Here is a 23,280-nt window from a genome sequence, read left to right as displayed (position 1 = left end):
GTCGTGGTCCAGCACCTGCCAGACCGCGTCCCAGGTGCCGACATCCGACCACGCGAACGACACCGGCAGCACGCCGGCCCGGGCGGTCCGCTCCATCACCGCGTAGTCGATCGAGATCTTGGGCGCCTGGGCGAAGGCCGCCGCGTCGAGGCGGATGAAGTCGAGGTCGGTCACCGCCGCCTCCAGGGCCGCGCGCGCGGCCGCCAGCACCTCGGGGACGAACGCCTCCAGCTCGGCCAGCATCAGGTCGGCGCGGAACAGGAAGTAGCCCGAGTTCCACAGGGCGCCGTCGGTGATCAGCGCCTCGGCGCCGGCTTGGTTCGGCTTCTCGACGAAGCGGGCGACGCGGGCCGCGCCCGGGGCCTCGGCGATCGGCTCGCCGCGGCGGATGTAGCCGTAATCGGTGGCCGGCCGGTCGGGCTCGATGCCGAGCGTCATCGTGTAGCCGGCCTGGGCGCCGGCGGCCGCGCGCCGCACGGCGTCGACGAAGGCCGCCGTGTCAGGCACGACGTGGTCGGCGGCCATGATCAGCACCACGGCTTGCGGGTCGCTGGCGGCAGTGTGCAGCGCCGCGACCGCCACGGCGGCGGCGGAGTCGCGGCCCTGCGGCTCGAGCAGGATGTCGGCGGAGAGACCGAGCTGGTCGCGCTGCTCGGCGACGATGAAGCGGGCCTCGGCCGAGGCGATGACGGTGGGCGTGGCGAAGACGGTGGCGTCCGACACCCGCGCCAGCGTCGCCTGGAAGGTGGAGCGCTCGGCGTCGACCAGCCGGGCGAACTGCTTGGGCATGCTCTCCCGCGAGGCCGGCCACAGCCGCGTCCCCGTCCCCCCGCACAGGATCATCGGGTGGATCTGGATCGAAGATCGGGACATGGTGACGTCTCCCGAGAGGGCTCGGCGGGGTCGGCGCGGCCGAGCCCGCCCCGCGCGGGTGCGATGGACTCTCGGGCGCCGATTTCAGGATCTGCCCTTACCGTCGGGCCGGGACCGGAACAACCTGCGCGCATTATCCGCGCGTCGACGGGCTGGCTCCGTGCACCGGGATGGTTATCTCTGGCCTGCCATGAACGCGCCCGTCCCCACCCCGCAGGCCGACGACCCGGCGCCGTCCCCGCGCCGGATTCCCGCGGTGGAGCGCCTCGTCGGCGGCGCGCCGCCGGCGGACCTCGACGCCTACGGGCGGACGGCCTTCACGGACGCGATCCGGGCGGTGCTGGCCGAGATCCGGGCCGGGGGCGGCCCCGTCCCGGACGCGGAGTCGATCCGGGCCGCGGCGTCGGCGCGGCTCGCTGCCGAGCGGCGCCCGTCGCTGCGGCCGGTCTTCAACCTGACCGGGACGGTGCTGCACACCAATCTCGGCCGCGCCCTGCTGCCCCGCTCGGCCGCGGAGGCCGTGGCCGCCGTGATGGTGCAGGCGAGCAACCTCGAGTTCGATCTCGAGACCGGCGCCCGGGGCGAGCGGGACGACCATGTCGAGGGCCTGATCTGCCGCCTGACCGGCGCCGAGGCCGCGGTGGTCGTCAACAACAACGCGGCCGCGGTGCTGCTGGTGCTGAACGCGCTCGCCATGCGCAAGGAGGTGGTGGTCTCTCGCGGCGAGCTCGTGGAAATCGGCGGCTCGTTCCGGGTGCCGGACGTGATGGTGCGGGCCGGCTGCCGCCTGCGCGAGGTCGGCACCACCAACCGCACCCACCTGCGCGACTACGCGGAGGCTCTCGGGCCCCGCACCGGCCTCGTGATGAAGGTGCATCCGAGCAACTACGCCATCGCGGGCTTCACCGCGGCGGCCGATCCCGTGGCCCTCTACGCCCTCTGCCGGGAGCGCGGCGTGCCGCTGGCGGACGATCTCGGCAGCGGCAGCCTCGTCGACCTCGCGGCCTACGGGCTGCCCCCCGAGCCCACCATCCGCGCCGCCCTGGAGCGGGCCGACGTCGTCACCTTCAGCGGCGACAAGCTGCTCGGCGCGGTCCAGTGCGGCATCGTGGCCGGCCGGAAGGACCTGATCGCCCGCGTGCGAAGGAATCCGCTGAAGCGGGCCCTGCGCGTCGACAAGATGACCTACGCGGCCCTCGAGGCCGTGCTGCGGCTCTACCTGCACCCGGAGCGGCTGCGCGCGGAGCTCCCGACCCTGCGGCTCCTCACCCGCGACCGCGACAGCATCGCCGCCCAGGTCGAGCGCCTCGCCCCCGCAGTGGCGGAGCGGCTCGCCGGCCGCGCCGCGGTCACGGTCGCCGAGTGCATCAGCCAGATCGGATCCGGCGCACTGCCGGTGGAGACGCTGCCCAGCGCCGCCCTGGTCCTGACGCCGGCCTCGGCGGGCAGCCGCGGGGCGGGCGGGCGGTGCCGGCGGCTCGCTGAGGAGTTGCGCCGGCTCTCCGTGCCGGTGATCGGCCGGATCAGCGACGAGGCCGTCCGCCTCGATCTCCGGACGCTCGAGGACGAGGCCGGCTTCCTCGACAGCCTGGCGGCGCTCCCGCCCGTCGCGGGCGGGGGACGAACACCGAGACGAACCCCATAGGGTTGTTAAGAGAACGGGCCGGACGACCGGAGCTTGCGCGCCGGTATCCCGTGTTATGGTATGGTGACGAACCCGCGGTCGCGGTCGAGAATGGCGGTGCGTGGACCGCGATGGGCGAACGATATGGCGTATATTGCCGATACGGCTGAGGCGCAGCCGGAGACGGATCCGCTGCTTCTCGATAATCAGCTCTGCTACGCGCTCTATGCTGCCGCGCATCGGATGACCAAGTCGTACCGGCCGCTGCTCGAGCGGCTCGGACTGACCTATCCGCAATATCTGGTCCTGCTGGTGCTCTGGGAACAGGACGGCGTCACGGTCTCCGAGATCGGCCGGCGCCTGCGCCTCGATTCCGGCACGCTGACACCGGTGCTCAAGCGCCTGGAGAGCGCGGGCTTCCTGCTCCGGACCCGGCGCCAGTCGGACGAGCGCGAGGTCGAGATCGCCCTGACGCCGGAGGGCGCCGCCCTGCGCGCCGACGCGGTCTCGGTCCGCGAGAGCGTGATGTGCCAGCTCGAACTCAGCGAGCCGGAGATCCGCGCCCTGCGCAAGGATCTGAGCCTCGTCATCGAGCGGCTCAGCGTGAACGACTGAGCGGCCCGGACGCGATCGGGGTCACCGCCGCAGGCGGTTGCCGAGGACGAAGCCGTACAGCCCCATCAGGATGATGCCGACGCCGCCCTCGATGCCGACCAGCAGGTTGGTGACGCGGCCGGTGGGCTTCAGGCCGATCTCGGGCGGGTTCGCGGTCATCATGTTGAGCGCGCTGTAGCTCAGGAGATCGAGGGGATTGTAGGTCGGCCCGGCCTCCGGTCCCTCCACGATGAACAGGCCGCCCGTCAGGCCGAAGAGCCCGCCGAACAGCACGATCAGCAGCGCGAAGGCGCGGGCGATGCGCGACAGGCTCTCGCCGTAATCGCACAGCCACTCGACGAAGCGGTCGGCAGTCCAGCGATAGCCGTGCCGCAGGAATCCGGACCAGTCCCGGTCGGACCAGGCGGCGCGGGCCTGCTGCCCGGCATGGAACCGGCCCATCCGGCGGCCGCGCTTGTAGGCCCAGCTCGCCGCGTCGTGGCTGCCGATGCTCTTCCAGTTCTGCTCCAGGGCGAGGTAGCTCGCCTGGGCGGCGTCGTAGGCGCCGGCCACCTCCTCGCCGACCGCGCCGCCGAGCTGCTCCACGCTCATCCGCGTGCCGTTCAGCCACGCACCGGCGAAGCGCGCGTGCCGCAGCCGGCAGGTCGCGAGGTTGAGCCGCACGAGGTCGGTGTCGGAGAGATCCGCCCCCGAGAGATCGGCGCCGTCGAGCTTCGCGCCGGTGAAGTGCGCGCCCCGCAGCCGCGAGCCGGCGAGACTCGCCTTGGTCAGGCTGGCCTCGGCGAAATCCGCGTGGGTCAGGTTGGCGTCGGCGAGTTTGGCCTCGTCGAGCCGCGCCCCGCGGAAGACCGTGTCGTCCGCGTCCGCCCCGGAGAAATCCGCGCCCCACAGATCGGCGCCGGCGAAGTCGGTCCCGTCGAGCAGGGCGCCGGACAGGTCGGCGAAGCGCATCGCGGCCTGGCCGAACCGGGCATCCTCCAGCATCGCCCCGACGAACTTCACCTGCCCGGCGATGATGCCGGTGAAGTCCGCCCCCGAGAGATCGGCCTCCGATAGGTCGGCCGCCTCCAGGATCGCCCCGGTGAAGCGGGTCGAGCGCCCGACCGCGCCGGACAGGCTCGCCCCGCGCAGGTTCGCGCCGGAGAGGTCGGCCTCCTCCATGCGGGCGCGGGACAGGTCCGCGCCGGCGAGCGCGAGGCCGCCGGATTCGGCGTCGGTGACGAGGCCGGCCTCCGGCACATCCGCGAGGGCGCCCGGCCCGGCGCGCAGCTGCGACAGGTCCGCGCCCGGCTCGCTCAGGGGCGCCCCGGCGGCGATCCGGCCGACGAGCGCGCGCAGCCGCGATTCCACCGGAGCGTCCGGTCGCGCGTCGGGAGGAGTCGCCTGGTCCATGGTCGTTCCTTGCCGGAAGGCGCGACCGGACGCCAGACGCTCCGCTCAGGGTGCGGCGGTTGCGGCCGTCACCCGCACGGTGATCGCCTTGGCGGCGGGAGTCTTGGACTGCTCGTCGTAGTGCCAGAGCGGCAGCAGGACATTCAACTCCGGGTAGTATCCGGCGCAGTTGCCCTCGGGGATGTCGTAGGCGATCACCCGCAGCCCGCCGACCCGCCGCGTCACTTGGTCGTCCGCCTCGGTCGCCACGTCGACGCTGATCCCGTCCCTCAGCCCCAGCCGCGCGATGTCCCGGCGGTTCATGAACAGCACGTCCCGGGTGCCCTTCACCCCGCGGAAGCGGTCGTCGTAGCCGTAGACCGTGGTGTTGAATTGGTCGTTCGACCGCAGCGTGATCAGGTCGAGCACCTCCGGACCCCGGTCGGGCAGGTCTGGATCGGCCTCCAGGCCCTCGGGGACCGCGAAATTCGCCCTGCCGGTGTCGGTTTCCCACTTGCGGTCGCGGGCGCCCAGCGGTTTCAGCAGGCCGCCCGGGTGGAACATGCGGCCGTTCAGGTCGTGGAACACGCTCGGATAGGTCGCCTCGATCGCGTCGCGCACCCGGGCGTAGTCGCCGACCCAGGCATCCCAGTCGATGCGGGGATTGGGCGGCAGGGTCGCCTTGGCGATCTCCGCCACGATCCAGGGCTCGGAGCGCAGGTGCGGCCCGACCGGGTCGGCAACGCCCCGCGAGCCGTGGAACTGGGCGGTGGAGCTCTCCATCGATACGGCCTGCGGACCGCTCGCCTGCCGGTCGATCTCGATCCGGCCGAGGCAGGGCAGGATGTAGGCGACGGCGCCGGTCACGAGGTGCGAGCGGTTGAGCTTGGTCGAGATCTGCACGGTGAGCCGCTGCCGCCGCCAGGCCGGTTCCATCCGGGCGGTGTCGGGCACGGCCCGCAGGAAGTTGCCGCCGAGCCCGATGAACGCCTTCACACGCCCGTCGAGAACGCCCTCGCAGGTCTCGACGGTGTTGAGGCCCTTCTCCCGCGGCGGCTCGAAGCCGTAGAGTTCCCGCAGCTTGTCCAGCGGCGCCAGCTCCGGCTTCTCGGTGATGCCGACGGTGCGCTGGCCCTGCACGTTCGAGTGGCCCCGCACCGGGCAGATCCCGGCGCCGGGCTTCCCGATATTGCCGCGCAGCAGCAGCAGGTTCACGAGCATCCGGACGGTCTCGGTGCCCTTGCGGTGCTGGGTCAGGCCCATCCCGTAGATGCCGATCACCGCCTTCGCGCGGGCGTAGACCTCGGCGGCGGCCTCCAGGGCAGTCCGGGTGAGGCCGGAACGCCGCTCCAGCGCGGCCCAGTCCTGACCGTCACAGAAGGCGACGAAGGTCTCGAAGCCGTGGGTGTGCTCGGCGATGAAGGCGTGGTCGAGCACCCGCGGCCGGCCAGCGGCTTCCGCGGCCCGGTCGAGGGCGATCAGCGCCTTGCACAGGCCGGTGAGCGCCGCGAGGTCGCCGCCGGCCTTCACCTGATGGTACTGCGTCGAGATCTTCGTGGACGAGCGGGTGAGCATCTCGACCGGCGATTGCGGGTCGGTGAAGCGCTCCAGCCCGCGCTCGCGCAGCGGGTTGAAGGTGATGATCTGCGCGCCCCGGCGCCGCGCCTCCTGGAGCGGGTGCAGCATCCGCGGCGAGTTCGACCCGACGTTCTGTCCGAAGAAGAAGATCAGGTCGGTGGTCTCGAAATCCTCCAGCAGCACCGTGCCGACCGGCGCGCCGATCGATTGGGGCAGCGCCACCGAAGTCGGCTCGTGGCACATGTTGGAGGAGTCGGGCAGGTTGTTGTTGCCGTAGAGCCGCGCGAGCAGGGCCCACATGTAGCTCGTCTCCAGGGATGCCCGGCCCGAGGCGTAGAACACCACCGACCGCGGGTCCTGCGCGCGCAGCTCCTTCAGCTCCCGGCCGATCTCGGCCAGGGCCTCCGCCCAGGTAACGGGCCGGTAGCGGTCCGTCGCCGGGTCGTAGCGCATCGGGTGGGTCAGGCGGCCCTGCTCCTCCAGGGCGTAGTCGCTCCAGCCGAGAAGCTCCGTCACCGTGTGCGCGGCGAAGAAGTCCGGCGTCGCGCGGCGGCGCGTCTGCTCCCAGGCCGTCGCCTTGGCGCCGTTCTCGCAATACTCGAACGCCAGCGGCTTGGCCGGCTTCGCCCAGGCGCAGGAGGTGCACATGTAGCCGTCCGGCTTGTTCTGCTTGAGCAGCATCGCCGAGCCGGTGACCGGCACGCCCTCGCGGGTCAGGATCTCGACGAGGGAGCGGGCCGAGCCCCAGCCGCCCGCAGGCCCGTCATAGGGCTCGATCCGGACGTCGTCGGTGTTCTGATCGGCCATGGCGCCCTCCACCCGGCGCAGCGAGCACCGGACCTGGGGAACGCGCGAGCGGGCGAATGGGATCACGGGCGCGTCACCGCGCCCAGAGAAGGGTTTCCTCGCCGCCGCAGCGGCTCTAACGTCGACATGCGGACTGTCCCGCCGGAGGAGGAAATCATGGCCAGCGTCGACGTCGAGATGGTGAAGTGCGCCTGCCAGGACTGCGTCTGCGTGATCCCGGTCGCCAAGGCCGTGTCGCGGGACGGCAAGGCCTATTGCTGCGACGACTGCGCGAACGGCCACAAGGATCACGCCGGCTGCGAGCACGCCGGCTGCGCCTGCCACGGCTAGGGCTTTTCTCGTTCGCGTCGCGACGGTCCGGAGGACGCGTCACCGGTCGAGCCAGCCGCGACGCGCCCCCTCTCCCGCACGAGCTGGGACCCGCACCTCATTCGGCGCGGGTTCGGAGAACGACCCCGGGATGACGCGCCGCGGCGGTCGCGGTCAGGAGACCGCGGCGAGCTTGTCGGCCATCGACTGGTCCTTGTCGCGGCGCGTCGAGAAGATCAGCGTGAAGAAGGTCCGCTGGACACCGAGCTCGGCGAGCTTCGCCTCGCACCGCTCCGCCAACGCGCAGATCTCCGACAGCTCGCCCTCGATGTTCGTGCCGTTGGGATGCATCGTGGCGGTGAGCCCGCTCGACTCGATGATCCCCTTGATCTCCCGCACGTAGGGCGAGACCGACGGGCCGACGCCCATCGGCACGATGCAGAGGTCGGCCGAAACTTTCATGGTGCCTGCCTGATCCGGGAGGGGCGGCCCCGGCCGGCTGCGCGACCGGAAGCGGGGCGAGCGCGCAGCCTATCGCCGGCCGCACCGACTTTCCAGGCCGGCGCCGGCGGTCACGCCTCGCCGGTCTCCAGCGCCGCCGCCCGCACCGAGGGCAGGCAGGGATTGGCGTTGTCGCTGCGCCACGCGAGCCACAGCTCCGGCCCGGTCGTGGCCGGCAGGGCGATGGGCCGGAGCCGGATGTCGGCCATGCTGTTGCCCCGGGCGCTGCCCGGCACCAGCGCGACGCCGATGCCGGCGCCGACGAGGGCCAGCATCGCGTGGACCTGGTTCACCCGCTGCACGATCCGCGGCTGCACGCCCCCCGCCTCGAACAGACGGTCGAGCAGGTCGATGAAGTAGCGCCCGCCCCGGGGCGACCAAGTCACGAAGGCCTCGCCGTCGAGGTCCCGTAGGGTCGGGGCGTGCGCCGCCGCGAGGCGGTGCCCGCGCGGGACCGCGAGCAGGAGCCGCTCGCGCGCCAGCGGCGCTGTGGCGATCGCGGATTTCGGATCCTGCAGGACCGGCGCCGGCCGCAGGATCGCGAGATCGGTGCGGTTCTCGCCCAACGCCAGGATCTGCTCGTCCGAGACCATCTCCTCCAGCACGAGGTCGACCTCGGGCAGCGTCCGGCGGACATGGGCCACGACCTGCGGCAGCGTCCGGTAGGCCGAGGCGGCGGTGAAGCTGAGGCGCAGCACCCCGCTCTCGCCCAGGGCGGCGCGGCGCGTGATGCGTGCGGCGTTCTCGGCCGCCGCCAGCACCCGGTAGGCCTCGGCCAGGAAGGTGCGGCCCGCCGGGGTCAGGCGCACCGCCCGGGTGGTCCGCTCCAGCAGCGTCACGCCCAGCGTCTGCTCCAGCATCTGGATCTGCCGCGACAGGGGCGACTGGGTCAGGTGCAGCCGGGCCGCGGCCCGGCCGAAATGCATCTCCTCGGCGACGGCGACGAAGCTGCGGGCATGGCCGAGGTCGAACATTGATGCAGGATCCGGGATAATCCAGCCAAAATCAACGTTGGACGCATTTAACGCCGGCGCCTAACCCCGGACGCGACACCGAACGGTGCGTTCCAGGGAGAGAATCGATGGCGAGCATGACCCCGGCCGAGATGGCGCGCGTGCTGGGCTCCGGCCTGCTGTCCTTCCCGGTCACGCATTTCCGCGACGATCTCAGCTTCGACGAGACCGCCTACCGGGACAATCTCGGGCGGCTGGCCGACTACAGGGTTTCGGGCCTGTTCGCCGCCGGCGGCACCGGCGAGTTCTTCTCGCTGACGCCCGCCGAGATCGACCGCGTCCTGCGCGCCGCCGTCGAGGAGACCCGCGGCCGGACCCCGGTCATCGCCCCCGCCGGCCAGGGTACCGCCCTGGCGGTCGAGATGGCTCGGGCCGCCGAGGCCGCCGGCGCGGACGGGATCCTGCTGCTGCCGCCCTACCTCGTCGGCTCCGAGCAGGCCGGTCTCGCCGCCCATATCGAGGCGGTCTGCCGCGCGACCTCGCTCGGCGTCATCGTCTACAACCGCGCCAACGCCCAGCTCAACGAGCAGACGCTCGCGGGCCTGTGCGAGCGCTGCCCGAACCTCGTCGGCTTCAAGGACGGCGTCGGCGACGTCGAGCTGATGACCCGGGTCTACGCCGCTCTGGGCGACCGCCTGACCTATATCGGCGGCCTGCCCACCGCCGAGACCTTCGCGCTGCCGTACCTGGAGATGGGCGTCACCACCTACTCCTCGGCGATCTTCAACTTCCTGCCCGAATGGGCGCTGTCCTTCTACGACAGCGTCCGCCGCCGGGACCGCGACGCCGTCTACCGGGAGCTGCGCGACTTCGTCCTCCCCTACATCGCGATCCGCAACCGCAAGCGCGGCTACGCGGTCTCGATCGTCAAGGCGGGCATGAGCGCCGTCGGCCGCCACGCCGGCCCGGTCCGGCCGCCGCTGACCGAGCTCGACGCGGCCGAGCGCGCCGAGCTGACGGCCCTGATCGGCGACCGCCGCTGAGCCCCCGCCTCGACACCCAAGACAGACCCGCCGAGCCAACGGCGGCCACGACCCGCCTCCCGGATCAACCGGGCGGCGACGAGCCTGGGAGAACGTCCATGAGTGCCAGTTCGACCGGCGCGCCGAGCACCCTGCTCGCCGCCGCCGACGCGGGTCGCCGCACCCGCGTCCGCCTGCTGATCGTCGCGATGCTGTTCGCCGCGACCACCATCAACTACGCCGACCGCGCGACCATCTCGATCGCCGGCCCCGACATGGCCAAGGAACTCGGCCTCTCGCCGGTCCAGATGGGCTACGTCTTCTCGGCCTTCGCGTGGTCCTACGTCCTCGCCCAGATCCCGGGCGGCTGGCTCCTCGACCGCTACAGCGTCAAGTGGGTCTACGCCGCCGCCGTCGCCCTCTGGTCGGCCTTCACGCTGGTCCAGGGCGCCGTCGGCTTCTTCACCGGCCTGACCGCAGTGGTGATACTCTTCGCCCTGCGGCTCGCCGTCGGCCTCACCGAGGCGCCGGTCTTCCCCGCCAACGCCCGGATCGTCGCCGCGTGGTTCCCGACCCGCGAGCGCGGCATGGCCTCGGCGTTCTTCAACTCGGCGCAGTATTTCGCCACGGTGCTGTTCACGCCGCTGATGGCGTGGATCGTCCACAATTTCGGCTGGCACCACGTCTTCACCAGCATGGGCCTGCTCGGCATCGTGTTCGCAGTGGTGTGGCTGCGCGTGGTCGACAGCCCGAAGAACCACCCGTCGATGAACCAGGCGGAGCGGGACTACATCGAGGCCGGCGGTGCCCTGCTCGACATGGACGGCCTGAGCCGGAGCAAGCAGGGCGATGCCGGCCGGACGCTGCGCCAGCTGCTCGCCAACCGGATGCTGCTCGGCATCTATATCGGCCAGTACTGCATCACCGTGCTGACCTACTTCTTCCTGACGTGGTTCCCGGTCTACCTCGTCAAGGAGCGCGGCCTGTCGATCCTGCAGGCCGGCTTCGCGGCGGTGCTGCCGGCGCTCTGCGGCTTCATCGGCGGCATCCTCGGGGGCGTGATCTCCGACCTGCTCCTGCGCCGCGGCTTCTCGCTGACGGCGGCCCGCAAGATCCCGATCGTCGGCGGCATGCTGCTGTCGATGAGCATCATCGGCTGCAACTACGTCCAGGCGGACGCCCTGGTGGTCGGCCTGATGGCGCTCGCCTTCTTCGGCAAGGGCATCGGCGCGCTCGGCTGGGCGGTCGTCGCCGATACCTCCCCGCGGGAGAGCGGCGGCCTCTCGGGCGGCCTGTTCAACACCTTCGGCAACACCGCCGGCATCACCACGCCGATCGCGATCGGCTACATCGTCCAGAGCACGGGCTCGTTCAACGGCGCCCTGGTCTTCGTCGGCCTGAACGCTCTCGTCGCCTGCTTCTGCTACCTCGTGGTGGTCGGCGAGATCCGCCGCGTCGAGCTCAAGCCCCACTGACTCGCCTGCCGGACCGGCCCCGGCCGGTCCGGCCCCGCATCGATCCCGCCTCGCGCCCGGCGCAGACCGGCCGGGGGCCCCCGAGGAGGACGCCATGCTGAACGACAGTCGCCACGCCGCCCGCCACACGCCGACCGTGACCGCCATGAAGGTCGTGCCGGTGGCCGGCCACGACAGCATGCTGCTCAACCTCTCGGGCGCGCACGGCCCGTACTTCACCCGCAACCTCGTGATCCTGACCGACTCCACCGGCGCCACTGGCCTCGGCGAGGTCCCCGGCGGCGAGGGCATCCGCAAGACTCTGGAGGATGCCCGGGACCTCGTCGTCGGGCAGCCGCTCGGCGCCTGGAACGCGGTGCTCAACGCCATGCGCACGCGCTTCGCGGACCGCGATTCCGGCGGGCGCGGGCTGCAGACCTTCGACCTGCGCATCACCATCCACGCGGTCACGGCCGTCGAATCCGCCTTCCTCGACCTGCTCGGCCAGTACCTCGACGTCCCGGTGGCCGCGCTCCTGGGCGAGGGCCAGCAGCGCGACGCCGTCGAGATGCTGGGCTACCTGTTCTACGTCGGCGACCGCACCCGCACGGATCTCGATTACCGTGCGCCGACCGCCCGCGACGGCTGGTTCCGCCTGCGCGACGAGGAGGCGCTGACCCCGGAGGCCGTCGCCCGGCTCGCCGAGGCCGCTTACGACCGGTACGGCTTCAACGACTTCAAGCTGAAGGGCGGCGTGCTGCGCGGCGAGAAGGAGATCGCCGCCGTCACCGCGATCCACGAGCGCTTCCCCAAGGCGCGGGTCACGCTCGACCCGAACGGCGCGTGGTCCCTCGCGGAGGCGATCCGCCTCTGCAAAGGCCAGGGCCACGTCTTGGCCTACGCGGAGGATCCCTGCGGCGCCGAGGGCGGGTTCTCGGGCCGCGAGATCATGGCCGAGTTCCGCCGCGCCACCGGCCTGTCCACCGCCACCAACATGATCGCCACCGACTGGCGCCAGATGAACCACGCGATCCAGCTCGGCGCCGTCGACATCCCGCTGGCCGACCCACATTTCTGGACGCTCGCCGGCTCGGTCCGGGTGGCCCAGCTGTGCCGCGACCACGGCCTGACCTGGGGCTCCCACTCGAACAACCATTTCGACGTGTCGCTCGCGATGTTCACTCACGTCGCCGCGGCGGCGCCCGGCAACGTCACGGCGATCGACACGCACTGGATCTGGCAGGACGGCGAGCGCCTGACCAGGGAGCCGCTGGCGATCCGCGGCGGCCTCGTGCGGGTGCCGGAGCGGCCGGGCCTCGGCATCGAGCTCGACATGTCGGCGGTGGAGGAGGCCCACGCCCTCTACCGCGACCACGGCCTCGGCGCCCGCGACGACGCGGCCGCCATGCAGTTCCTGATCCCCGGCTGGACCTTCGACAACAAGAAGCCCTGCCTGGTCCGCTGAGGCCCGGCCCGGGCCCGCGCCGTCAGACGCGCGAGCTCGGGCGGTAGAACGGCTCGTGCCGCGACGGGTCGATGTAGTCGGCGTAGAAGCGCCGCGCGTGGGGGAGCAGCGCCTTCGACAGCTGGCGCCGCTCGACCTCGTCATCCGAGAGCGCCCGCGACAGGTCGTCGTGGAGCGCCTTCAGGGCGGCGTCGCGGTCGACCCGGGTGAAGCGGCCGTCCGCGTAGAGCACCTCACCCTCGCACAGAACCGCGGTGACGCCGCCGGTCTTGGCCCGCTGGATCACCGCGTCGAGGAGCGGCGTCTCCGGGTCGAGATACGGGTAGGCGATCTGGTCCCAGTCGATCAGGACCATGTCGGCGCCCTTGCCGACCTCGATCGTGCCGAGGCTGTCGCCGTAGGGGGTGGTGCGGGCGCCGCCGACGGTCGCCATGCGCAGCACCTGCGCCATGCTCGGCACGTCGGCCTCGTCCATGCCGGGCACCCGGTGGGCGCGCAGCACGAGGCGCATCTCCTGCAGCATGTCGCGGTCGTCGTTGATGCCGGCCTCGTCGAGGCCGATCGCCGTGTTGATCCCCTTGGCCTCGAAGCGGTTGAGCGCCGCCACGCCGGAGCGCAGCCGGAAGTTCGAGGAACAGTTGTGGCAGATGCAGGTGCCGGTCGCCGCCACCCGGTCGATGTCGGACTCGTTGAGCCAGACCCCGTGGCCGAGCGTCAGGCGGGGCCCCAGCATGCCGAACCGGTCGAGGTACTCGACCGCGGTCCCGCCGCCGCGCTTCTCCGCGTAGGCCTTCTGGTAGGCGGTCTCGACGAGGTGCATGTGCATCGGCACGTCGTAGGATTCGGACAGGCCGGCCAAGCCCTCGAGGGCCGCGTCCGAACACCAGTGCAGGTTGGCGGGTGCGAGCTGGATCTTCGCCCGCGACGCGCCCTCCTGACCGGCATGCAGGCTGCGGAACAGCGAGAAATTGTCCTCCAGGGACATCTGGAAGCGCTCGAACCAGCGCTTCATCGGGTCCTGCAGCGGCGCCGGCAGGCTCGCCACGAAGTCCATGTCGGCCTGGTAGACGAGGCGGTTCTGGTCGCGGACCGCGAAGCAGTACGAGACCCGCATGCCGATGTCGCGGTAGGCGCGCAGCACCTCGTTGGAGCGCGCCTCGACCTCCTCCAGGCCGCCGGGCATCCAGCCGTGGATGTGCTGGACCGTGGTGATCCCGGAGCCGACCATCTCGAAGGCCGAGTACAGGGTGTCGAGGTAGAGGTTCAGGTTGCGTGCCACCATGCGGGTGACGAACCACAGCTCCAGGGGCATGTCGGGGGAGCCGAGCTGCACCGGCGTCAGGCCGACATGATGGTGGCCGTTGACGAAGCCCGGCAGCAGGATCTCGCGGCCGGACCCGATCACGGGTGCGTCGGGATAGCGGGCGTGCAGGTCCGCGTAGGTGCCGACCGCGGCGATGACCCCGTCCTTCTGAAGAACCGCGCCGTCGGCGATCTCCTCCCAGCGATCGTGGTCGAGGGTACGGGTGATCATCCGCCGGCTGCGGATCAGCGATGTGGCCATGGTCGTGTCCGTGTTGGGGGAGGGGGTCAGACGAGCGCTTCCTGCTCGGCGAAGGCCCGGTCGACCTCGTCGCGCAGGAGCTCGGTGAGGTGCCGCCGCAAGGCCTCCGCCTCGGGCGAGAACGGGTCGCGCGGGCGGGCGAGATCGTTGCGGACGATCGTCTTGATCCGCCCGGGGCGAGCGGTGAACACCACCACCCGGTCGGCGAGCGCCACCGCCTCGTCGATGTGGTGGGTCACGAACAGCACCGAGGCGCCGCTGTCGCGCCAGACGTCGAGCAGGAAGTCCTGCATCTTCTGGCGGGTCTGGACGTCGAGCGCCGCGAAGGGCTCGTCCATCAGCAGCACCTTCGGGCGCATGGCCAGCGCCCGCGCCACCGCCACGCGCTGGCGCATGCCGCCGGACAGCTCGTCCGGCCGCTTGTCGAAGGCCTCGGCGAGGCCGACGCGCTGGAGCGCCGCCCGGGCGACGCTCCGGCGCTCGGCCTCCGGCACGCCCTTCAGCGACAGGCCGAAGCTGACGTTCTGCCAGACGCTGAGCCAGGGCAGCAGCGAGGTCTCCTGGAAGATCAGGCTGCGCTCCGGCGACGGACCGGTGACGGCCTCGCCGAAGGCCAGGAGTTCGCCCCCGGAGGTGGGTTCGAGCCCGGCGATCAGGTAGAGCAGCGTGCTCTTCCCGCAGCCCGAGGGGCCGAGGAACACCACGAACTCGCCGGGCCGCACGGTCAGGTCGATGTCGCGCAGGGCCTCGTGGGCGCGGGCGGTGCCGGCCGCCCAGACCTTGGCGACGCCGCGGCACGAGACGGCGTCCTCGGATGCGGGATCAGAGGCCAAGGGAGGACCCCGCGTCGCGCGGCAGCCAGTACAGCAGCCGCCGCTGGACCAGCCGGAACAGCAGGTCGAAGGCGAAGCCGAGCAGGCCGATCAGCGTGATGGTGAAGAACACGAGCGACGGGTTGAAGGTGTTGCGCGCCAGCATGATCACCTGGCCGAGCCCGTAGCCGACGCCGGTCGCCTCGGCGACGAGCACCACCATCCAGGCGCCGAACAGGTTGAGGCGCAGCACCGCGAGCAGCCCCGGCAGGATCGCCGGCACGATCACCCGGGCGTAGATCTGGCGCTTCGACGCCCCCATGGTCCGGGCGACGTTGATGAAGTTGCGGTTGACCCCGTCGATCTGCTGGATGGTCGAGAGCACCATCGTGAAGAACAGGGCGATGAACACCATGAAGATCGCCGGGGCGTTGCCGATCCCGAACATGAAGATCGCCACCGGCAGCCACGCGATCGGCGAGACCGGCGCCAGGAGCGTGATGGTCGGCAGGGTCAGCCGCTCGAACAGCTCGAAGTAGCGGATCGCCACCCCGACCAGGATCGACAGGGAGGCCGCCAGGGCGAGGCCCGCCAGCACCCGGCCGGTCGAGGCGAGCACGGTGATCAGCACCGCCATGGCGGGGCTGGGGCCGGTATTCATCCCGGTGCCGATCTGCCAGCGCTGCGCGGTGTTGAAGAAGCGCGCCTGCTCGGCGAGGTTGCCGAGGAAGATGTGCGGCGGCGGCAGGAGCTTGGCGTCGGCGATGCCGAGCGCCCAGAGCAGCTCCCAGAGGCCGGCGAAGCAGCCGACCGAGACCAGCATCCAGCCGATCCGGCGGAGCAGGGGGACGAGCCCTTCGGGCAGCGCGAGGCGCTGACCGAGCGGGAGGCGCGGCCGGTCCTGCGGGACGGCGGCGGCGCGGGCGAGGAAGGTGGCCATCCGCTCAGGCCGACTTCAGCTTGAGCTTGCCGTAGAGGTCCGGGTTCTCGGCGATGACCTGTTCCAGCAGGGTCCAGTCGATCGCGTCGCGGCCGGGCTTCTTCTTGATGTAGCCCATCTCGGCGACGGAATCGGTCCGGTCGAGGATGAACTGCGTCTGGTTGCGGGCGTCGACCACCGAGGGCTGCCGGCCCATGGCGAGCTGGGCGTTGCTCATCGAGGTCTTGTAGTAGGAGCCGACGAGCTTGTTCAGGGCGGCCTGGGGGTCGCCCTCCGCCAGCGCCTGGGCCTTCATCATGCCCTTGATCAGGGCCTTCACGGCGGCCGGGTTCTTGACGATCAACTCGTTGCGGACCGCCAGCACGCAGTCGGTGTAGCCCTTGCCGTAGATGTCGGTCCCGTCGGAGAGCTTCACCGCGCCCTTCACGTCGGTGAGCAGCGCCGTGCCGTAGGGCTCGATGGTCGAGATGATGTCCAGCGCCCCGGCGCGGAACGCCTCCACGGCCTCCGGGGTCGAGCCCATGTAGCGGACGGTGATGTCCTTGAAGGCAACGCCGTTCTTCTTCAGCCAGTCGTAGGGCAGGACCTCGAGCGTATCGAGCTGGAAGGTCCCGAGCGTCTTGCCCTTGAGCTTCTCCGGGCTGTCGAGGCCGGGCTGGGCCACGAGCACGCAGCCCTCGATGCCGCCGCCGGCCACGATCTTCACCGGGGCACCCGCGTCGTAGAGGGCCATGAAGCTGGTGTAGGGCATCACGCCGGCATCGACCTGGCCCATGCCGAGGAAGGTGACCTGATCCGAGAAGGTCGGCGTGTTGACGAAGTCGATCGTCAGCCCGTCATCCTTGGCGAGCTGCATCGCCTCGGCCAGGAAGAAGTCGAGGTTGCAGAACCCGGTGCCGTGGGTCGCGCGGATGCCGGTGGCCGCCGCGGCCGGGCCGGTCAGGCCCGGGCCCACCGCCAGGGTCAGCGCGGCGGCGGTCCCGCCGAGGAAGCGCCTGCGACTGGGCTTGAACCGCGTGAGATCCGGGACGCGATAATCGCCGTGACGGTCGCACATATCGACTCTCCTCAGAGGGCGGATCGCGCGATCCGCCGGACGGCGCGTGCCGGTGCTGAAACGGAGGGATCGGAGCTCGGGACAGGCTCAAGGCAGTCGCGGAGATCCGGTCGCCCGGCACCTCACCACATCGACGGCACGCCAACCTCTAGCCGCCGCCGGGGCGACGCTGCGCTGGTGAATACGAACCAAGAAGCGTGCCAGACGCGGGAATCTGCGGTGTTGGCGGCGCACCTCGCCCGTCGGCGCTGTCGGAGACCTGTACCATCCCGTCCTTGCGAGCGGAGCGAAGCAATCCAGCCGCGCCACGCCTCCGGACATGGCGCTGCCCTGGGTCACTTCGCTGCGCTCGTGATGACGAAGGTGTCGCATCGACCGGTCCGACGCCCGCGAAAGCAGCGGAATGCCGCCGGCGTATTCAGCCGGGCTCTTCGACCAATGCCGGTCCCGCGCGGGCGAAGAACGCGCGGAGCGGGCCCTCGGGCAGCATCCCGAGCCTCGCGCACAGGCGGCCATCGGGCGCCCGGTCGGCGCCGCGCTACGCGGCCACGAGGTTGAAGGTGCGGTCGGCCGGGGCGAGGCTCACCCGCCGCCCCCAGTCGAAGGCGACGAAATCCTGCTCGATCCCGTCCGAGAACACCACGCCGCCCTCGTTCATCCGCGACACCACGGTGAGGGGCGATCCGGCGAACTTGCCGCCGCGGAGGTCGGTGCCGGTGGCGACGCTCGGGAACGGCTCGCGCACCCAGTAGCCGAAGGCCGCCTCCTCGATGCCCACCTCCACGGTGAGGTGCGTCGCCTCGCTGATCGAGCGCGCCCAGCCGGTCAGGCCGGTGCCCGAGGCCACGATCAGCCCGCTCGACGAGTGGTCCTCCGCCCGCGCCCCGTCGTCGATGCGGTAGCGCGCCGATTGGTGGCTGCGATGGCCGACGAAGATCTCGTTCAGGGCGAGCAGCCGCTCGCCGCCGTCGAAGGTCGCCTGCACCATGGTGCGCCGCTGGAGGGGGGCGGCGCCGGCCGCGCTGGCGGGCAGGAGCGCGCGCAGGGCCTCGACCCGCGCCCGGGCCAGCACGCCGTCGTAGAGGTCGGGCGCCGGGTTGACGCCGACCACCGGCTGCCCGTCGAGGTACTTGGCGACGTTGGCCACGAGCCCGTCCTGCCCCACGGCCACGACCACGTCCTCGGGGGCGAACAGGAAGCGGTCGAGGTCGGGGCGCCGCACCAGGGCTTGCCGCCAGTCCAGCGGCACGGCGGACCGGGCCTCGGCGAGCACGGCCTGGAATTGCGCGTGGCGCGCCTCGACCTCGGCGAGCGTCTGGCCCCTGCTCTCCAGGAAGAACCGGACCTGGCCGCGGGTCGCGTGCCGGGCGATGAGCAGCTCGTAATCCGTGTCGCGGATCACGAAGACCACGCGGGGGGTGATGGCCGGCACGGCGGACCTCCTCAGCGCGGCGCGAGCCGCGGGGACAGCGCGCCCCGGAACTCGCCGAGGACGGCCGCCAGCAGGTCGGGCGTGACGTTGACGTGCTCGATCGTCTCCAGCTTGCCGGCGAGTTCCCGGGCCGCCAGCCCGAGCAGGACGGCGGGCGGCATGTCCCGGTAGACGGCGGCGCGGCGCTGCTCCGCGTCGGCCCGGGCGCCCTCGACGAGCCGGATCCGCTCGGCCTCCGCGGCCGCCTCCAGGCCCCGCGCCTCCGCGACGCCGGCGGCGCGGTCGCGGGCGTTCTCGGCCTCCTGGGCGATCAGCACGGTTTCGCGCCGGGCCAGCTCGGTCTTCGTCGCGAGCTCGTTCTCCGCGATGGCGCGCTCCTTCTCGACCGCCAGGGCGCGCCGCGCGAAGGTCGCCTCGTCGGCCTTCTGCTGCAGGGCCTCGAAGGTCGGGGTCTGCAGGGCGCGCTCCAGCTCGCTCGTCGGCGCGAGGTTGGTGAGCCGCACAGACACCGCCGCCACGCCGATCTCGGCCAGCGCCGGGGCGTCGGACAGCACCCGTTCCAGCACGGCGCGCAGCGGCTCCGGACCCGCGTCGAGGAGGACGCCGATCGGGCTCGCCCCGAGATACTGGAGCGCCGCTTGGCTGGCGATGCCGCCGAGGCGCGCCTCGATCCGCTCGATCGGCTCACCCTGCAGGCGCCCGGTTCGGAGGTCGATCGAGAAGTCGACGCGGCTCGCCAGCAGCTCCGGATCGACGACGTGCCAGCCGATCGTCCCCTGGACCACGACGGTCTGGAAGTCTCGGCTGCGGCCGCGGACGAAGAGCGTCATCTCGCGGTCGTCCACCGGCACCTCGCTGATGCTGGCGGTCTCGGGCCGGAACCAGAAGACCAGACCCCGCCCGCTCTGCCGGACACGGCCGTTGCGGAAGCGGATGATGTGGCTGCTCGCCTCGCTCCGAAGCTGGGCGATGACACCGATGTTGCGGACCGTAGCCATGATGGGCTCCTCGAAGCGCTCTCCGCCGAAGTGGATACCGGTTCGGCTCAAGAGAGCACGTTGAAACAAAGGCTTAGAACTGGCCTGACCTGTCGAAGCGGAAGAGTTCGGCGGGGCGGAACGCCGTCCCGGCCTCGCGGGCGCCCGTCGGCGCGATCCAGCCCCGGTCGCGCATGCGGCGACGGAAGGCGGATTTGTTGAGGGGCGCGCCGCGGATCGCCGAGTGCACGTCCTGAAGCTGCCGGAGGGTGAAGTGCTCCGGGAGCAGCGCGAAGCCGACATCCGTGTAGTCGAGCTTGCCGCGCAGCCGCTTCACGGCGAGCGCGAGGATGTCGGCGTGGTCGAAGGCGAGGGCGAGGGGCGCGCCGTCCTCCGCCTCGGCCGAGACCGGGCCGCCGGACTCGCCCGCCCAGGGCACGACCAGCACCGCCGCCGCGAGCCCGGCGCGGCCCGCCAGGGCCTCGGCGAAGGCCGCCTCCGGCAGCAGCGCGAGGTAGGCCACCGAGACGATCCGCATCCGCGGATCCCGATCAACGGCGCCGAAGGTGTAGAGCTGCTCGAGCCGCGCCCGCCCGATGCCGGCCTTGTCGCGCAGGACGCGCTCCGCGGCGGCGTCGAGGGTCTCGGCGATGCCCACGAACCCGCCCGGCAGGGCCCAGAGGCCCGCCTGCGGCTGTTGGCCCCGCCGCAGCAGGAGGGCGGCGAGCCGGCCCGCCCGGATCCCCAGCAGGACGAGATCGACCGCCAGGGCGGGCCGCTCGTAGGCCGCAGGATCATAGCCTGCCAGGAACTCGGACTCGGTCATCGGTCTTTCTACTCAAGTTGAGCATAACTAAGACGCAGATTGCGCATATGTCAAGCCGAGAGCGGATTCGCCGGGAAGCGCCGCGGAACGCACAGCTCCGCACCGGCTCCGCACAGATCCGCCCGGGCACGGCCGGCCGGTGCGGTCCGAGCCTGGAAAAGGGCGAAGCTTCTCGTGGCGACGGAGGGGCTGGCGCGGGAGCTTCAGCGGCGAGCCGGCATCGATCCGCCGGTGCAGGAGGTTTCCCCGATGCCGTTCTTCGCTCCACGATCCGCGGTCGAGCCCCCCCGCAACGCCGCGCTGTCACCGCTCTTCCTCGCGCTGCTGGCGCTGCTCATCATGCTGGCCTCGGCCCACGCGGCGCCGGGCCGAGACCGGGGCGGCCTCACCCTGCGCGGGCCGGCCGGCACCGCGCCGGTCGAGGCCGTCCAGTTGGCGACCGACATCAGCGTCGACGTCAGCGGCCCGACCGCCCGGGCCACCGTCACCCAGGCCTTCCGCAACGTCACGGCGGACTGGGTCGAGGGCACCTACGTGTACCCCCTGCCGGAGGACGCGGCCGTCGACGGGATGAAGCTCGTCGTCGGCTCCCACGTGATCGTCGCCGACATCCGCGAGCGGGCGGCGGCCAAGCGCGCCTACGAGGCCGCGAAGGCGGCCGGGCAGTCGGCGGCGCTGACCGCGCAGGAGCGGCCCAACGTCTTCACCAACGCGGTCGCCAATATCGGCCCCGGCGAGACGGTGGTGGTCCAGATCACCTATCAGCAGACGATCCCCGTCTCGGGCGAGACGCGGACGCTGCGCCTGCCCCTGGTGGTCGCGCCCCGCTACAATCCCGCCCTCGCCCCGGTGGACGCGGTCTCCCTCGACGGCGTGGCCGGAGCGGCCCGCGACCCGGTTCCGGATCGCGCCCGGATCAGCCCGCCGGTGCTCGACCCGGCCCTGTCGTCGCCGACCAACCCGGTCGCCGTCACCGTGCGGCTGCAGGCGGGCTTCCCCGTCGGTGACGTCCGCAGCGCGACCCACGCGATCCGCGTGACCGAGACCGGCCCGGAGGCGCGGACCGTCACGCTCGCCGACGGCGTCGTCCCGGCCGACCGCGACCTCGAGCTGACCTGGGCGCCGGTCCCGAGCCGGGTGCCCGGCCTCGGCCTGTTCCGCGAGACCGTGGCGGGCCGGACCTACCTGCTGGCCGCCGTGAGCCCGCCGGCGATCGAGACCGACACGGCCGCCCGGCCGGCGCGCGACGTCACCTTCGTCATCGACAATTCCGGCTCGATGTCGGGCGCCTCGATGCGGCAGGCCAAGGCCGGGCTGCTCGCCGGTCTCGCCCGCCTGACCCCGTCGGACCGCTTCAATGTCATCCGCTTCGACGACACCTGGGACGCGCTTCATCCCGCGCCCGTCCCGGCGACGCCGGAGGCCCTGGCGCAGGCCCAGGCCTTCGTCGCCGCTCTGGAAGCCCGCGGCGGCACCGAGATGCTGGCGCCGCTCAAGGCGGCCCTCGCCGACCCGCACCCCGAGGACGGGCGCGTCCGGCAGGTCGTGTTCCTCACCGACGGCGCCGTCGGCGACGAGGAGCGGATCTTCGCGGCGATCCACGCCGATCTCGGGCGCACGCGCCTGTTCATGGTCGGCATCGGCTCGGCGCCCAACGGCCACCTGATGCGCCACGCCGCCGAGATCGGCCGCGGCAGCTTCACCGAGATCCGCGACCTCGCGCAGGTCGGCGAGCGGACCCGCGCGCTCTACGAGAAGCTGGAATCCCCCGCCGTCACCGACCTGACCGCGACCTTCTCGGTCCCGGGCGTCGAGGTCACGCCGGGCGCGCTGCCCGACCTGTATCGCGGCGAGCCGCTGGTCTTCGCCGCGCGGCTGCCGGGCGCGGCCGAGGACACGGCCCGCGGGACTGTGACCGTCTCGGGCCGGGTGGGCGGCCGGACATGGACCCGGACGCTCCCCCTCGCCGAGGCAGGTGCGGGCGCCGGCATCTCCAAGGTCTGGGCGCGGTCCCGGATCGGCGAGACCGAGACGGCGCGCATCACGGGGCGCCTCGGTGCGGACGCGGCCGACGCCGCCATCCTGGCGCTGGCCCTGGAGCACGGCCTGACGACGCGGCTGACCAGCCTCGTGGCCGTCGACGCCACGCCGCGCCGCGCGCCCGGCACGCCCCTCGTCGCCGCCGACCTGCCGCTGAACCTGCCGGCGGGCTGGGACTTCGCCAAGGTGTTCGGCACGGACCGGCCGGGCGCCATGCCCGCCGACGACGGGGCAGCGCGGATCGTGCCGATCCGGGCCGAGGGCGCGGCGGTCGACCTGCCGCGGACCGGGGCCGGCATCGTGGCGCAGCTCGGCCTGGGCCTGCTCCTCGCCCTGCTGGGTCTCCTGCTCGGCACCGGCCTGACGATCGGCGGCCGGCGGACCGGGGACGCGCGATGAGCCGGCGCACGGTGACCGGACTGGGGAGGGCCCTCGCGGCCCTCCTCACCCTCGCGGGGCTCGGGCTCGCGGCGCAGGCCGCCTGGATCCCCGCCAAGGCCGCCCTGGCCCAGCTGCTGCTGGAGCGCGCCTTCGCCCGCACCCGGGCCGAGGGTCGGCCCGCCCGGCCCTGGCCCTGGGCCGACACCGAGCCGGTCGCCCGGCTCACCGTCGCGGGCCGCAGCTTCGTGGTGCTGCGGGGCGGGAGCGGCCAGGCCCTGGCCTTCGGCCCCGGCCACCTGGACGGCACCCCGGAGGTCGGCGCGCCCGGCACCGCGGTCATCGCCGCCCACCGCGACACGCAGTTCGCGGTGCTGGGACAGCTCGGACCCGGCGATCCCGTCACGGTGACCGGCCGCGACGGCCGGATTCTGCGCTTCCGCGTCACCGGCACGCGGGTGGCCCGCTGGGACGCCTCGGGCATCGACCCGCAGGCCCCGGGGCGGCATCTCGACCTCGTCACCTGCTGGCCCCTGGAGGCGCTGCAGGCCGGTCCGCTCCGGCTGATCGTCGAGACCGAGCTGGCCCCGGAGCCGGAGCGTTCCTGACGGCTCGGCGTGGACGGTCAGCTTGGCCGCGCTTGCGCGAATGTGCGGTTTCGTGCGGATCTGTGCGGGTCAAG

The 23,280-nt window shown here is 72.2% G+C and carries 20 protein-coding genes; 8 read left to right on the top strand and 12 right to left on the bottom strand.

The features are described from left to right. The coding region (locus BLW78_RS10815) for a mannose-1-phosphate guanylyltransferase (protein ID WP_244526905.1) at nucleotides 1-873 on the bottom strand (873 nt) is incomplete at its 3' end. Nucleotides 874-1,063: 190 nt separating this feature from the next. On the opposite strand from BLW78_RS10815, the gene selA reads away from it, so the two are divergent. After that, a complete protein-coding gene (gene selA / locus BLW78_RS10810) occupies nucleotides 1,064-2,518 on the top strand; it encodes an L-seryl-tRNA(Sec) selenium transferase (RefSeq protein ID WP_091679333.1) in 1,455 nt (484 codons plus the stop codon). Between the two features lie 123 nt (nucleotides 2,519-2,641). Then, nucleotides 2,642-3,112 (top strand): MarR family winged helix-turn-helix transcriptional regulator, encoded by a 471-nt coding sequence (locus tag BLW78_RS10805; RefSeq protein WP_020090750.1) that lies wholly within the window; start codon nucleotides 2,642-2,644, stop codon nucleotides 3,110-3,112. Nucleotides 3,113-3,133: 21 nt separating this feature from the next. Here the strand turns inward: BLW78_RS10805 and BLW78_RS10800 are convergent, their stop codons facing one another. Further along, complete coding sequence (locus BLW78_RS10800; protein WP_091679330.1) at nucleotides 3,134-4,504, bottom strand: pentapeptide repeat-containing protein; 1,371 nt, start codon at nucleotides 4,502-4,504, stop codon at nucleotides 3,134-3,136. A 45-nt stretch (nucleotides 4,505-4,549) separates the two neighbouring features. Continuing rightward, nucleotides 4,550-6,868, bottom strand: a complete 2,319-nt coding sequence (locus BLW78_RS10795; RefSeq protein WP_091679364.1) for an FdhF/YdeP family oxidoreductase — start codon at nucleotides 6,866-6,868, stop codon at nucleotides 4,550-4,552. A gap of 156 nt (nucleotides 6,869-7,024) precedes the next feature. Here BLW78_RS10795 and BLW78_RS10790 point away from each other — a divergent pair, with 156 nt between their 5' ends. Next, nucleotides 7,025-7,198 (top strand): metallothionein, encoded by a 174-nt coding sequence (locus BLW78_RS10790; RefSeq protein WP_020090747.1) that lies wholly within the window; start codon nucleotides 7,025-7,027, stop codon nucleotides 7,196-7,198. A gap of 153 nt (nucleotides 7,199-7,351) precedes the next feature. Here the strand turns inward: BLW78_RS10790 and BLW78_RS10785 are convergent, their stop codons facing one another. Together BLW78_RS10785 and BLW78_RS10780 are read right to left on the bottom strand one after the other, a co-directional pair. Then, a complete protein-coding gene (locus tag BLW78_RS10785) occupies nucleotides 7,352-7,639 on the bottom strand; it encodes an MTH1187 family thiamine-binding protein (protein WP_091679328.1) in 288 nt (95 codons plus the stop codon). Between the two features lie 110 nt (nucleotides 7,640-7,749). Next, a complete protein-coding gene (locus BLW78_RS10780) occupies nucleotides 7,750-8,652 on the bottom strand; it encodes a LysR family transcriptional regulator (protein WP_091679325.1) in 903 nt (300 codons plus the stop codon). Between the two features lie 107 nt (nucleotides 8,653-8,759). Here BLW78_RS10780 and kdgD point away from each other — a divergent pair, with 107 nt between their 5' ends. The 3 genes from kdgD (at nucleotide 8,760) to gudD (ending at nucleotide 12,572) form a co-directional block, all read left to right on the top strand. After that, entirely contained in the window at nucleotides 8,760-9,674 is a 915-nt protein-coding gene (gene kdgD, locus BLW78_RS10775) for a 5-dehydro-4-deoxyglucarate dehydratase (RefSeq protein ID WP_091679323.1), read from the top strand. A gap of 98 nt (nucleotides 9,675-9,772) precedes the next feature. Then, on the top strand, nucleotides 9,773-11,128 hold the full coding sequence (locus BLW78_RS10770; RefSeq protein WP_091679320.1) for an MFS transporter: 1,356 nt from the start codon (nucleotides 9,773-9,775) through the stop codon (nucleotides 11,126-11,128). Between the two features lie 94 nt (nucleotides 11,129-11,222). Further along, the gene (gene gudD, locus BLW78_RS10765; protein ID WP_091679318.1) at nucleotides 11,223-12,572 is read left to right on the top strand and encodes a glucarate dehydratase; all 1,350 of its coding nucleotides are present in this window, start codon (nucleotides 11,223-11,225) and stop codon (nucleotides 12,570-12,572) included. A 22-nt stretch (nucleotides 12,573-12,594) separates the two neighbouring features. Here gudD and BLW78_RS10760 read toward each other — a convergent pair whose 3' ends face one another. The 7 genes from BLW78_RS10760 to BLW78_RS10730 all read right to left on the bottom strand — a co-directional run bounded on the left by BLW78_RS10760 (nucleotide 12,595) and on the right by BLW78_RS10730 (nucleotide 20,180). Next, complete coding sequence (locus BLW78_RS10760) at nucleotides 12,595-14,136, bottom strand: amidohydrolase family protein (protein ID WP_091679316.1); 1,542 nt, start codon at nucleotides 14,134-14,136, stop codon at nucleotides 12,595-12,597. Nucleotides 14,137-14,162: 26 nt separating this feature from the next. Further along, the gene (locus BLW78_RS10755) at nucleotides 14,163-14,969 is read right to left on the bottom strand and encodes an ABC transporter ATP-binding protein (RefSeq protein WP_091679313.1); all 807 of its coding nucleotides are present in this window, start codon (nucleotides 14,967-14,969) and stop codon (nucleotides 14,163-14,165) included. Further along, complete coding sequence (locus BLW78_RS10750) at nucleotides 14,959-15,888, bottom strand: ABC transporter permease (RefSeq protein ID WP_091679310.1); 930 nt, start codon at nucleotides 15,886-15,888, stop codon at nucleotides 14,959-14,961. The genes BLW78_RS10755 and BLW78_RS10750 overlap by 11 nt, the downstream gene beginning before the upstream one ends. A 4-nt stretch (nucleotides 15,889-15,892) precedes the next feature. Further along, nucleotides 15,893-16,945 carry an ABC transporter substrate-binding protein gene (locus tag BLW78_RS10745; protein ID WP_091679308.1) on the bottom strand — a complete coding sequence of 351 codons (1,053 nt, stop codon included), beginning with the start codon at nucleotides 16,943-16,945 and terminating at the stop codon, nucleotides 15,893-15,895. Between the two features lie 538 nt (nucleotides 16,946-17,483). Continuing rightward, a complete protein-coding gene (locus BLW78_RS10740; protein WP_043386741.1) occupies nucleotides 17,484-18,377 on the bottom strand; it encodes an NAD(+)/NADH kinase in 894 nt (297 codons plus the stop codon). Nucleotides 18,378-18,388: 11 nt separating this feature from the next. Then, a complete protein-coding gene (locus BLW78_RS10735) occupies nucleotides 18,389-19,375 on the bottom strand; it encodes an SPFH domain-containing protein (RefSeq protein ID WP_091679305.1) in 987 nt (328 codons plus the stop codon). Between the two features lie 73 nt (nucleotides 19,376-19,448). Beyond that, complete coding sequence (locus tag BLW78_RS10730) at nucleotides 19,449-20,180, bottom strand: NUDIX hydrolase (RefSeq protein ID WP_091679303.1); 732 nt, start codon at nucleotides 20,178-20,180, stop codon at nucleotides 19,449-19,451. 249 nt (nucleotides 20,181-20,429) lie between these two features. Here BLW78_RS10730 and BLW78_RS10725 point away from each other — a divergent pair, with 249 nt between their 5' ends. Then, a complete protein-coding gene (locus BLW78_RS10725) occupies nucleotides 20,430-22,619 on the top strand; it encodes a marine proteobacterial sortase target protein (protein WP_091679361.1) in 2,190 nt (729 codons plus the stop codon). Further along, nucleotides 22,616-23,206 (top strand): class GN sortase, encoded by a 591-nt coding sequence (locus BLW78_RS10720; protein ID WP_091679300.1) that lies wholly within the window; start codon nucleotides 22,616-22,618, stop codon nucleotides 23,204-23,206. Before BLW78_RS10725 ends, BLW78_RS10720 begins: the two co-directional genes overlap by 4 nt. Nucleotides 23,207-23,280: the final 74 nt, after the last annotated feature.

It is taken from the genome of Methylobacterium sp. 275MFSha3.1 (assembly GCF_900108435.1).
Taxonomy (GTDB): domain Bacteria; phylum Pseudomonadota; class Alphaproteobacteria; order Rhizobiales; family Beijerinckiaceae; genus Methylobacterium.
This window is presented reverse-complemented; position numbering and strand designations above follow the sequence as displayed.